Source organism: Bartonella sp. AD328YNZD (assembly GCF_042196425.1).
Window position 1 is genome coordinate 4,000 of the sequence record NZ_JBHIQG010000026.1, and the last position, 12,912, is coordinate 16,911.

Genomic DNA, 12,912 nt, shown 5'->3' on the forward strand with positions numbered 1-12,912 from the left:
TTTTATATCATCCCCCTAATCCATTAAATTTAATAATTGTTTTCTTATAGATTATGAAAGTCATGACTATAGAAAGAAAAGTGCTCGACAGAAGATATCCAATATTCCATTCGCCTTTACCAAGTAACAGGGATACAGGAAAAGAAGCAGAAAAAGCCATGGGAAGCATAAACAAAAGCCATTTTACAATGCTTGAGGGATAAATTCCTATTGGTACAAATGAAAGCTCGTAAATCATTTCATGAAAATATTCGACAGGCATCTTACGGCTAATAATAAATGTCACAAAATTAAACGTCATGAAAAAACAAATATTGACGATAAAAACACAAAATATTGCAACAATAAAAGAGATCCATCTGAGCTTAAGATCATACATATCTGGTAATGATACGAACAAATAGGCACTAACATAAAGAACAAATAGCTTTATCAGATTAAGTGGTTTGCACCAACCAAACAACATCAACAACCAGATTGAAACAGGCTTTATCAAGTAGGGTTCAATTTTACCATCCGCTACTTTTTCAAAAAACGTTTCAATAGAATGAGTAAAAATATTCAAAAATATCCCAAGTAAAACAAAGACAACAAAGATAAAATGAATTTCATCTCTGCTATAGTTACCAATCTTTCCTGAAAAAGAAGATATTCTATCAATAAATATGAATTGAATAAAATAATAGCATAGAGAAAGAATAAACTCCCCAGCCAAATTCTTACCATAAACAATCTGTCGGCAGATATTCAGGCTGATAAAATGAAGGATTATTTTCATCTCAACCGCCCGCTCCATAATACATCTTCATTCCTTTATTCCAAGCAATATGAATTAAGCATAAAAGACACAAAATATAAGCAAAACTTCCGAAAAAAAACTGCTGAAACAACGCTAAATTTTGCGTCGCGAAAAACTCGGCAGGAGCTGATATCATGAAACGATAAGGATTAAATTGCATGAGCGGAATAAGCCACACCGACCAAAAAGATGGTGGTAAAAGAACACCCCCAAGAAGCGCTGAACTGAGAATACTGAAAGAGAGTAATATATTGTACTCAATCACCCAAAAACTTAATAAGGCAATCCCGAAAGAGAGTAAAAAACAAAGCAATTGTGATAGAATAACAACCAGAAAAAAGAACAGAAAAGAGATGACCAATCCCAGAATATTTTCATAGGATAAAACAAGCTTTGCAACAAAAAGAGCCAATAACGGAATGCAATATAATACACTCTCTCCTAAAAAAGTAAAAAGTATTTGTGTCATATAACTAAAGGGTTTTGTGAGATAGACTTCTAATTGACCTTCCCTAACATGATGAGAAAAAAACTTAATCACATTATAACCATTATTTAAACGTCCTAAGACTAAAGCAAAAGCATAATAATACATCATATCATGAAAGCTAAAGCCATTTATGGTGTTTCCCATATCAGAGAAAAGTGCATTCCATAATAGAAGTTGAATAATAAATGGCGAAAGTGTCCCAATGACAATATCAGTAAAAAACATGGCTCTATCACTTAGAATAGAGAGTAATCCATTCCTTGCATAAAAAAACATGCCAAAACAATAATTAAATAAATTCTTTAAATTTAACACGGAGCATCTCCTCAAATGAGGGAGTGGACACAGAAAACGTACAGTTGAATTTAGTTGTCATTTCCCGTATGAAATGCGAATAATCTCCACGAGGTAACGAAATTTCCAATGAACATTCTTCATTGTTCAGTTTTTTATTTTTTAAAGGAGCGGACAATTTTAACGAAAGTTCATCCATTCTCTTTACAACAGCATAAAGCGCCTGCAAGTGTTCACAAAAAAATGTCACTTTCACCAAAGAAGGAAGCATATTTTTAAATGCATCAATATCACCGTAAAAGTGTTTGTTTCCTTTATGCAAGAGAAGAATATCATCAACGTAACCATCAATATCCCCCATATCATGACTTGTGATGATGTATCCCATCCCTCGCTCTCTTTTAAGTTTTGTAAGTAGCTCCCTAATTTCATGCTTAGAAGTAATATCAAGACCAATAGTTGGTTCATCTAGGAACAATAATTTAGGTCTAAAAGATAAATTAAATGCCAATTCACTTTTGACTCTCTCACCCAAACTCAGCATTCGCACTGGCTTGTCCATGATATGCGCAATACCAAGCAACTCTGCAATCTCTTTAAGGTCGCGGATAAAAGAGGTTCGTTCAATACCATATAAGGGTTGCACCATATCCAAACTGTAACGTAGAGGTAAATCCCACCATAAACAACTCTTATGACCAAAGACCACCCCCAACTGTCTAAACAGATCTTTCTTGGTTTTATACGGATTAAATCCCAAGACTTTAACACTTCCCTTATCAACGAATTGTATACCAGCAAGTATTTTAATCAGTGTTGATTTACCTGCCCCGTTAGCTCCGAGGATAGCAAGAGATTGTCCTGAAAAAAGGGTAAAACTGATATCTTTCAGCACGTGATAATTCGTATATACTGGCTTAAAGAGAGAAAGCACTCTTTTTTTGAAAGAAGTTCCTCTGTCCATGCTACGGTATATTTTTGAGACGTTATTAACGTCAATCAATAATGATCCCATCAGTCACTCCTCATTTCAACTTATCCCCTCTTGGAATGTTCCCATAATCTTTGAATATCTGTTTTTTCACTGGAAAAAACGACCATGTTCTCCCCCTCCTAAAGAGCAATAAACGCACCTAAAGCTTTAATCTCCAATTTTTGGTATAGCATATTTCTTCAATCTGATGCATTCACTGAAATAAAGCATTAAGAATGCTAAAAGTTGTTTCTTCTTTTACGAAAGAAAATCTTTCGAACAAATTCAGATAAATTAAGTAGAAAAATAATTGATCATCGAAAGGAGAGCTTTGTTAATAAATCTTCATGGTGTAAGCAAAGGTACAAATAGTAAATCTATCATAAGTATATCAAATCACATTGATAACAAAACAAACCTCCTTAACAACAGGATTTTTTTGAGAGGCTACTTTTCCTCAGCATTACTATAAAATGCCTCAATTATCTCCCATGAAAAATTAAAAAGCGCCTTTACACATTTCAGCAAATATCCTTCAGATTTTATCTCATTCATCTTCCTCAACAGACACGCCTCCCCAATATACAGCCCTACAGATAAATTCAAAGGAGCAGCTTCATCAACTCAGATTATTAAACGATACACCTTATCTAGAGATAATAATACAATCAATATGGATAAAGAACTGTAGAAAGAAAATTTATGATATTTCAAAATTCATCACTCAAAAACACCATTTTCTCATAGCGATTACTAAAGCTCTCTTCAAATGAAGCCCTATCCATCTCATCAAATTTATAGACAAAATTTTTACCAATCAAAAAGGATAAACGAAGCTTTTTTACTCTGTTTCAGCATCACTCTCATTAAAAGACAAAAGATTAAAACTTTGAACCATATGAGGTGGTAAAGGTGCAACAATGTCCAATATTCCTCCTGAAGGATGAGGAATACGAATACGACGTGCATGAAGATGAAGACGATTTTGAATTCCTCCTGGTAATGTCCAATTACTATCAGAAAAAAAATATTTTGAATCGCCAATGATAGGATGATCCATATGGGCAGCATGAACACGAAGCTGATGTGTTCTCCCTGTATAGGGTTCCATTTCAAGCCACGAAAGAGCCCGCCCTCGCGTATCTAAAACGCGATAGTAGGAAACCGCATGATGTGAATCTGGCTCCCCATGTTCACAAACACGCATTTTGTCACCTTGTGCAGTCATTTCCTTAACCATCCACGTTGAAATTTTATCCTGCTTTTTTTTAGGTACGCCCCGAACCAACGCCCAATAAGTCTTTTTTGTTTCTCGCGCTCTAAAAGCAGCTGTTAAGGACTGAGCAGCTCCCCTTGATCGCGCAACAATAAGCACACCCGACGTCTCACGATCAAGACGATGAACCAAACGCGGCTTTTCACCTTTTTTATTGCGCCATACCTCAAGCATACTGTCCATATGACGTGTTAAACCAGAGCCTCCTTGGACAGCCAATCCAGCAGGTTTGTTAAAAACAAATACTTTTGGATCTTCATAAAGCAGCATTTTTTTTAAAACGGTCCCATCATCCTGCCCACGAAGTGTTTTATCCGTTATTGAAAGATTTTCTTTGTCATTAATAGGGAGAGGTGGAATACGGACAGCCTGTCCCATACAAAGACGCGTATCGGCTTTAACACGTCCACCATCAACCCGTATCTGACCAGAACGCAACAGTTTTTGCAAGACTCCAAAACCAAGTCCTGGATAATGCACTTTAAACCAGCGATCTAAGCGCATTCCATTTTCATCAGCCTCAACTTTTTTTATTTCTACGCCTGCCATGAAAGTTCCCTTGCCTGATAATTTTATTGATCTATTTTTGCGCCTTTATAAGCACAAATATAAACACAAAAATTCATATTTTAGTTGGCTTTATCACACCATATTACAGTTAGTATCCAAAATTGCCTTTTCTTAACGTCCAAATTTTATTAGCTAAAAATTAAGCGTTATAAAAAAATCAATACCTTTACGCTTAACAGCGAATGGAGATAATTAACAGTGTCCTTATTCAAAACCTATGCACGTGTTCTCACTTACCTAAACAGAGAAAAAAATGCATCCCTTTTAATCTGTACCGCTAATGTTATGTTAGCGATTATCACCATTGCAGAACCTATTTTATTTGGACGGGTTATCGATTCTATTACAGAAAAAACAGGTATCATCTCTACTCTTGCCATTTGGGTTTGTTTTGGACTTTCACATATTATCGCTTATGTCCTTGTTGCTCGCGGTGCAGACCGCTTAGCCCATAGACGTCGCTTAACGGTTTTAACAGAATCTTTCGAACGTATCATTGCCATGCCGTTAATTTGGCATCAACAACGCGGAACGTCTAACGCACTCCATACACTTTTGCGCGCTATAGATTCCATGTCAACCATATGGCTTGATTTTATGCGACAACATCTCTCAACGCTTGTCGCCTTATTGGTTCTCATCCCCATAGCCTTTAATATGAATTGGCGCCTTTCAATAGTCTTGGTTGTGCTTGCCATCATCTATATATTAATTGCACGTTTAGTGATGCGAAAAACAAAAGACGGACAAGCCGCTGTAGAATGCTATCATCATAACCTTTTTAAACACGTCAGTGATTCAATCTCTAATGTTTCCATTGTACAAAGTTATAACCGAATAAAAGAAGAAACTTTCATACTGCACCAACATACAAATGCTCTGCTTAAAGCACAAAATCCTGTTCTCAATTGGTGGGCGCTCGCCAGTGGCTTAAATCGAATGGCTTCAACGATTTCAATCGTTTGTGTTCTTCTCCTTGGAGCTTTTTTTGTTGCAAAAAGTCAATTACGAGTAGGTGACGTCGTTGCTTTTGTTGGATTTGCACAACTCATGATTAGCCGCCTAGACCAAATGAGCAATTTTATTAATTGTGCAATATCCTCACAAGCAAAACTGCAAGAGTTTTTTGAAATGGAAGACTCAACCTTTCATATCAACGAACCGCAGAATCTTCCCTCCCTCCAAAATGTTAAAGGCACCATACAATTTCATCACGTGACCTATAAATTTCCAAATTCTTCTCAAGGTGTTTTTGATATTTCTTTTGAGGTTAAAGCAGGACAAACTGTTGCGATTGTAGGACCAACAGGAGCTGGAAAAACAACGTTGATCAATCTGTTGCAGCGCGTATACGACCCTACCTTTGGGCATATCTCCATTGATGGAATAAATATATGCTCGATCAATCGCGAATCTTTACGCAAATCTCTAGCAACAGTATTTCAAGACTCAGGTCTTTTCAACCGTACTATTCATGACAATATTTCAATAGGAAAAGCGAGCGCAACGAATGAAGAACTTTATGAAGCAGCAAAAATAGCAGAAGCTCACGATTTTATTCTAAAAAAAGCTGATTATTATAACACAATGGTGGGCGAACGAGGATCTCAATTATCAGGTGGAGAAAAACAGCGACTAGCAATTGCACGCGCTGTTTTAAAAAATGCCCCTATTCTCATTCTAGATGAAGCAACAAGCGCTCTTGATGTTGAAACAGAAGCACGTGTCAAAAATGCCCTTGATTGCATAAGCCATAATCGCACCACTTTCATTATAGCACATCGCCTCTCAACAGTACGCAATGCTGATGTAGTACTCTTTCTAGAACATGGTCATTTAATTGAAAAAGGAAGCTTTCAAGAATTAATCGAGAGAGGCGGACGTTTTTCTCAATTCTTAAAAGCCAGTGGTTTAACAATCAAACCACCAGAAATAGAAGGAGAAAATGAAAACGTCATCCTCTTACATGAAGCCATAGCATCATAAAATTGATACTCTTCACAAATCTCATGTAAGAAATACCTCTTCAATACACCAAAAATACTTTATTGATACAAATAAAAGGTTACTAAGAATATCACAATCCATTTTTGACGCGAGATCTTTGAAAAAAGATTAAAACCATTTCGCACTTTTTCTACTGTTGAAATTTTACTCGATTGGAACAAAATTATTGCGTATATCTTTGCATATTAATGAGTATACAATCGAATTTAGGGGAAAATGCAAAGGTAAAAAAGCTTCCAGTTTTACCATCTTCTTTTAACTCAGCTTTACAACCTTCAAAACTATCTAAAACAGTGTTTTTTTAATAATGGATATGACATATTGCTTCACACTTTTGTTTATCATGTTTTTTGTAGAAGCCCCCCTCGCCAAGAACAAAATGTCATTGTGTTGTACATTCATCACGTGCTTTTTTAAGAAATATTTCTCAATACTCCTAAGCCTATTTTTCACAACAATCCCTGTGAATGGTTTTGATTGATTCAACATACATAGATTTAAAATGAGAAAATCCTACGAATATTTGGAGCTCTTATTCAAGATATAAAACAATAAATTATCATTATAAATCAATGCATTGAGTAAATAGCATCATAATAAATCAGACATTAATATACCTCTTTAAATTTATGCGATATTCCTTTTTATAAAATAGGATAGAGATGTTTCTTTAAAAAAATCTGTAAGAGCCACACAATGACTGCTCTTCTTCGTAAAAATATACCAAAGTGTAAAATGCTGCATAATCTTTCTTATTTTGAAAGGTAACTCCCAAAACTCTTGAAAAACATAAAATCAAATGAAACAGTGATGATAAAGATAAACACTGTTTTTATCTCTACCGATTTTGTACAAACCCCCATTACGCTATATCTGGATTTCAGCAAGACATAAGACAGATACTCGTGATACTTATACACCAATCCAACATAAAAATGTCAAAAACACCAATGAGAAAAGATTTTGCTTTTTAAATTTTTTCAAGAAAATCTTTTAGTGCTGCAAATGCCTCACTAGCCTTGTTTCCCTCAGGACCACCAGCCTGCGCCATATCAGGACGACCACCACCACCTCGACCACCAAGCACAACTGAAAGAATACGAACGAGATCAACAGCATTCAACTTATCCGTTAAATCATCCGTAACGCCAACAACAGCACTGCCTTTTCCATCCTCCGAAACACTAATAAAAGCAACGACTCCAGACTCAATTTGTTTTTTTCCAGAATCGACGAATGCCTTAAGATCCCGTGGTAAAATATTTTTGACAATGCGTCCGAGAAAAGAAAGCCCATTAATGATGGTAATATCATCTTGACTACTTTCTGTTATACCACCACTCAACACCATTTTTTTGCGTACATCATTCAACTCTTTTTCAAGTTTACGACGATCATCAAGCAAAATTCGCACCCGTTCTTCTAAACCAGAAGAAGACGTTTTTAAAAGATCAGCGATCTCATGAATACGCTCATCTTGGCGACAAAGATAAAAACGTGCTTCTTGGCCAGTTAAGGCTTCAATACGACGTACTCCTGCTGAAACAGAACTTTCAGAAACAATATGGATCAAACCAATATCGCCTGTTCGCTCCACATGTGTGCCCCCACAAAGCTCTATTGACCAATGCTTTTTTAATCCCTCTTGGTGACACTGTTTCCCCATAGAAACAACGCGAACTTCATCACCATATTTTTCACCAAATAATGCCATGGCTCCTTTAGAAATGGCTTCATCCACGTCCATGAGATGCGTTACGACCTTACTATTTTGCAAAACAATCTCATTGGCTAAATCTTCTATTTTTTTCAATTCTTCCAAAGAAACAGACTTTGGATGAGAAAAATCAAAACGTAACCGATCTGGCGATACAAGAGAGCCCTTTTGAGTAACATGGTCCCCCAATATTTGCCGTAAAGCCTCGTGTAATAAATGGGTAGCAGAATGATTTGCACGAATTTTTTTACGACGAATACCATCAACGGTTAATTCTACACAATCAGACCTCGATGCCTGACCAGATTTTACTTCTCCAATATGGATAAAAACACCATCACCCTTTTTCTGAGTATCATGCACCTCAAAAACAAAATCTTCACCAGAAATGATACCGCTATCACCAATTTGCCCGCCAGATTCACCATAAAAAGGAGTCTGATTTACCACAAGAATAGCTTTTTGCCCCGAAGAAATATGATCAACAATTTTACCATCACACACAAGAGCTGTAAGAATGCCTTCAGCTTTTTCTGTTTCATAACCTAAAAATTCTGTCGCCCCTACCTTATCACGAACAGAAAACCAAATTGTCTCCGTTATAGCTTCACCAGAACCAGACCAATGAGCACGCGCTTCCTCTTTTTGGTGTTCCATCGCTTTATCAAAAGCATCAACATCAACAGATATTCCGCGACGCCGAAGCATATCTTGCGTCAAATCAAGCGGAAAACCATAGGTATCATAAAGCTTGAAAGCAACTTCACCATTTAAATGATCTCCCTCTTTAAGAAGACTACTCGCTTCATTTAACAAACCAAGTCCTCGTTCAAGTGTTTTACGAAAGCGTATTTCTTCTAACTTCAAAATTTCTGAAATCAAAGACTCAGCACGCACCAATTCAGGATAGGCTTGTCCCATTTCGCGAATTAAAGCAGGCAAAAGCCGCCACATTAAAGGCTCTTTAGCACCAAGAAGATGGGCATGACGCATAGCACGACGCATAATGCGACGTAAAACATATCCTCTTCCTTCGTTGGAAGGAAGAACACCATCAGCAATCAAAAATGCGCACGAGCGAAGATGATCAGCAATGACACGATGGCTGGCAATAAAATCACCCTTTGCCTCAATCCCTGTAATTTCTTCTGAAGCAGCAATTAATGCACGAAAAAGATCAATGTCATAATTATCATGAACACCCTGTAAAACAGCAGCAATACGCTCTAACCCCATGCCTGTATCAATAGAAGGATGAGGTAAATCAACACGTTCTTCCTTGGAAATCTGCTCATACTGCATAAAAACAAGATTCCAAATCTCAATAAAGCGATCCCCATCTTCATGAGCACTTCCAGGTGGCCCCCCCCAGATTTCATCACCATGATCATAAAAAATCTCTGAACAAGGACCACAGGGTCCTGTATCTCCCATCGCCCAAAAATTATCAGCCGTCGCAATACGGACAATTTTTTCATCTGGAAGACCTGAAATTTTACGCCATAGTTCAGCAGCAACATCATCACTCTGATAAACTGTCACCAACAGTTTATCTTTTGGCAGACAAAATTCTTTTGTTAAAAGGTTCCATGATAAAAAAATGGCTTCTTCTTTGAAATAATCACCGAAAGAAAAATTACCCAGCATTTCAAAAAATGTATGATGGCGTGCCGTATAACCAACATTATCAAGATCATTATGCTTTCCACCCGCACGAACACATTTTTGTGCCGTTGTTGCCTGCTTATAAGGGGACTTTTCAAGTCCAGTAAAAACATTTTTAAACTGCACCATTCCTGCATTTGTAAACATAAGTGTAGGATCATTACGTGGAACAAGTGGGCTAGAAGAAAGAACTTTATGCCCATTACGATGAAAATAATCCAAAAATGTTGACCGAATGTTATTAACACTATTCATACCGACACCTGCTCAATACAGTACAAAACCATAAAAGAAAAATCCCCCTCATTAAATATCCTCTTTGCCACGCATGGAGTCAATTTAATCAAAGAATGGAATATTTGTTCAAAAAAATTGAGAAAAAATGACTGTATATTTAAAAACTCAAACAAATAAAAACAGAAAAAATCTTAAATGAAAAAAATTATAGATGAAAAAACGCTCCATCAAATGGCTTCATCGCTCTCTGTATTTTCTGAACCTGCATTTTCTAACAATTCAATGGCAATCAAACCAGCATTTTGGCGCAAAGCTGCTTCAATTTCTGTAGCAACTTCCGCATGTTCACGTAAAAACTGCTTTGCATTTTCACGCCCCTGTCCTAAACGCTGAGAATTATAAGAAAACCATGCACCAGATTTTTCCACAATACCAACCTTAACACCCAAATCAATCAATTCACCTACTTTAGAAATGCCTTCACCATAAATAATATCAAACTCAACCTGTTTGAACGGAGGTGCCAATTTATTTTTCACCACTTTAACACGCGTCTGATTACCAACGATTGCATCCCTATCTTTAATAGACCCAATGCGACGAATATCCAAACGAACAGAAGCATAAAACTTTAAAGCGTTTCCCCCTGTTGTTGTTTCAGGCGAACCAAACATCACCCCAATTTTCATGCGAATTTGATTAATAAAAACAACCATACAATTAGAGCGAAAAATCGCTGCTGTTAATTTTCGCAATGCTTTACTCATCAATCGCGCTTGCAATCCAGGCAAAGCATCCCCCATTTCACCATCGATTTCCGCACGCGGTGTTAAAGCTGCAACAGAATCCACAACAAGCACATCAACTGCACCAGAACGAACCAACGTCTCTGTAATTTCCAATGCCTGTTCACCAGTATCTGGTTGAGAAATGAACAAATTTTCTAAATCAACACCAAGCTTACGCGCATAAATAGGATCAAGTGCATGCTCTGCATCAATAAAAGCACAAATCCCACCACTTTTCTGTGCCTCAGCAATAGCATGGAGAGCCAATGTTGTTTTCCCAGAACTTTCTGGTCCATAAATCTCAACAATGCGCCCCTTGGGTAATCCACCAATCCCTAAAGCAATATCCAAGGATAATGACCCTGTTGGAACTGTTTCAATTTCAACAACCTGCTCTTTTTGCCCAAGACGCATAATCGAGCCTTTACCAAAAGAACGTTCAATTTGTGAGAGAGCAGCATCGAGAGCTTTTGTTTTATCCACGACTATATCCTTGACCGATTCATAAATAATCTAACACTTAAATTTTACACTGTACTTTTAATTTAACTAAAGTCTTGAGTTTAGATTTTCACAGACTATTTGCATTCCTATCCCCACCTTATGTCCATAACATACCATGAGCATCACAATAAAGAATTGGCATTGCTTATCTTATGACACAAAAAATAAATTCTAATAAAACAATACTTCCTAAGAGAGCAAGTTAACACATTTATATCTCTCTAGAAAAGGAACAATTTAAATTTCAACACAATGTTCTATAGCCCTTCTGCTTATCCCTTTGATTAAATACTTGAGAGACTAAAAATTCTCCCGCTATTGATCACATAAAAACGCATCATCAATTAAAATCACACCATATTGCATCGAAGAACAAAACGCCATTGTGTTGCATATTCATACACTTAATTTAAGAAACACCTCTCAAAACTTCCAAGCTCACTTCGTGACAACACCTATGAATGTGGTATACTGTAAGACTTTTTGACGCCACCATCTTTACACTATAGAAGGAGAAAGCTGGCACCATCACACTATTTATCATCCCCTAAGGTTGCCACAGCTCTCGGCATTTGAGACGATTCATAAGAGGAATTTTTAGTCCTTTCTTGTACGGTTTTTATCACACGCTAATCCTGCTTGTAACATGTAACCGAATAACTTGATTGCTTCAACAAATAACAGACTTGGGATGAGAGAAATTTACGGTATTTGAATACTTTCATTCAACTTACGAAACAGTCAATTATCATTATAAGTCAATATATTATTTAATAAAAACCAAAAAAAATAAAGCAGCTTAAAAGTTGAATGACATATTTAAATTTGAAAAAATATGCAATTATGAAGATATCATAAAAAAATCTCTACAAGCAATGCAATAAATGTTTAAAATATAAACTAAATTTCTCATATAATAACATAAGAGATAAAAAATAAATCTGAGATTAATAAAAAACATATTTCAACTCAAATTTTATTTTGATCTTTACGTTTTTTGCGCAACTGTTGCCACCACTCAAGACGTTTCACAATTTCACGCTCAAAACCACGCTCAACTGGTTTATAATAACTCTGACGCCCAAGTTTTTCGGGAAAATATTCTTGTCCTGAAAAAGCGTCTGGTTCATCATGGTCATAACAATAACCACTTCCATACCCTTCTTCTTTCATAAATTTCGTAGGAGCATTAAGAATATGCTTAGGGGGTGGTAAAGAGCCATTTTTGCGCGCACAACGCAGTGCTGCTTTATACGCAAGATATGCTGCATTTGACTTTGGCGCAGTTGCAACATAAAGACATGCTTGCGCCAAAGCCAATTCTCCTTCTGGTGATCCTAAATAATCATAGGCATCTTTTGCTGCATTACAAATGATAAGAGCTTGAGGATCCGCCAAACCAACATCTTCAACAGCCATACGAACCAACCTTCGCCCAATATAGAGAGGATCTTCACCAGCATCCAACATACGTGCCAAATAATAAAGCGCAGCATCAGGATCAGATCCACGAACGGATTTATGCAACGCTGAAATGAGATTATAATGCCCATCTCGTCCTTTATCATAAATGGGCGCACGACGCTGAATAA

The 12,912-nt window shown here is 36.7% G+C and carries 7 protein-coding genes and 1 pseudogene; 1 reads left to right on the plus strand and 7 read right to left on the minus strand.

What is annotated here, in order from left to right; genetic code table 11:
- Window positions 1–7: 7 nt before the first annotated feature.
- The 4 genes from ACFIO3_RS02510 to ACFIO3_RS02525 all read right to left on the minus strand — a co-directional run bounded on the left by ACFIO3_RS02510 (window position 8) and on the right by ACFIO3_RS02525 (window position 4,381).
- On the minus strand, window positions 8–796 hold the full coding sequence (locus tag ACFIO3_RS02510) for an ABC-2 family transporter protein (protein WP_375610423.1): 789 nt from the start codon (window positions 794–796) through the stop codon (window positions 8–10).
- On the minus strand, window positions 780–1,604 hold the full coding sequence (locus ACFIO3_RS02515) for an ABC-2 family transporter protein (protein ID WP_375615385.1): 825 nt from the start codon (window positions 1,602–1,604) through the stop codon (window positions 780–782). The genes ACFIO3_RS02510 and ACFIO3_RS02515 overlap by 17 nt, the downstream gene beginning before the upstream one ends.
- Window positions 1,579–2,598: an ATP-binding cassette domain-containing protein gene (locus ACFIO3_RS02520; protein ID WP_375704078.1), complete on the minus strand. Its 1,020-nt coding sequence runs from the start codon at window positions 2,596–2,598 to the stop codon at window positions 1,579–1,581. Before ACFIO3_RS02520 ends, ACFIO3_RS02515 begins: the two co-directional genes overlap by 26 nt.
- A gap of 799 nt (window positions 2,599–3,397) precedes the next feature.
- Entirely contained in the window at window positions 3,398–4,381 is a 984-nt protein-coding gene (locus tag ACFIO3_RS02525; RefSeq protein WP_375615386.1) for an RluA family pseudouridine synthase, read from the minus strand.
- Between the two features lie 219 nt (window positions 4,382–4,600).
- Here ACFIO3_RS02525 and ACFIO3_RS02530 point away from each other — a divergent pair, with 219 nt between their 5' ends.
- Window positions 4,601–6,388 (plus strand): glucan ABC transporter ATP-binding protein/ permease, encoded by a 1,788-nt coding sequence (locus tag ACFIO3_RS02530; protein WP_375615387.1) that lies wholly within the window; start codon window positions 4,601–4,603, stop codon window positions 6,386–6,388.
- 991 nt (window positions 6,389–7,379) lie between these two features.
- Here ACFIO3_RS02530 and alaS read toward each other — a convergent pair.
- The 3 genes and pseudogenes from alaS to ACFIO3_RS02545 all read right to left on the minus strand — a co-directional run.
- Window positions 7,380–10,046, minus strand: a complete 2,667-nt coding sequence (alaS, locus tag ACFIO3_RS02535) for an alanine--tRNA ligase (protein WP_375704079.1) — start codon at window positions 10,044–10,046, stop codon at window positions 7,380–7,382.
- 209 nt (window positions 10,047–10,255) lie between these two features.
- A complete protein-coding gene (gene recA, locus ACFIO3_RS02540) occupies window positions 10,256–11,299 on the minus strand; it encodes a recombinase RecA (RefSeq protein ID WP_375606702.1) in 1,044 nt (347 codons plus the stop codon).
- 990 nt (window positions 11,300–12,289) lie between these two features.
- Window positions 12,290–12,912: pseudogene (locus tag ACFIO3_RS02545) on the minus strand (replication-associated recombination protein A); the annotation flags it as partial.